This window comes from Halomonas marinisediminis, assembly GCF_004347715.1.
In the GTDB taxonomy this organism is placed as follows: domain Bacteria; phylum Pseudomonadota; class Gammaproteobacteria; order Pseudomonadales; family Halomonadaceae; genus Halomonas; species Halomonas icarae.
The window spans coordinates 1-283 of record NZ_SLTR01000349.1 but is presented as its reverse complement, the minus strand read 5'-3'; the positions used below and the strand labels follow the sequence as shown (position 1 = coordinate 283).

The 283-nt window shown below is 76.7% G+C and carries 1 protein-coding gene; it reads right to left on the bottom strand.

Annotation, left to right across the window (positions count from 1 at the left end):
- On the bottom strand, nucleotides 1–283 hold a 283-nt coding region (locus tag E0702_RS16965), incomplete at both ends, for a HEAT repeat domain-containing protein (protein WP_205742032.1).

The window sequence follows — 283 nt, the reverse complement described above, 5'->3', positions numbered from 1 at the left end:
CAGCTCCGCCCTGCGGGTCGAGCCGTGCGATCCCGGCCAGGACCTCAGCGCGCGCGGAGGGTTCGGGTTCCTCGTCCCAGCGCGCGCGCAGGGCGGGGAGCGCGATCGCGTTCGCGCGGGTGTGGGACACCGCCCAGGCCGCGGTCCGGCGGACCTCCGGCTCCGGGGAGGCAAGCAGGGGCAGTAGCAACGGGAGCTGGTCCGCCACGGCCGCCCGGACTGCGCCCGGTGCCACGCCGTAGTCGTCCTCGCTCTCTGCCATGCCGCCGAGCAGCGCCAGGAC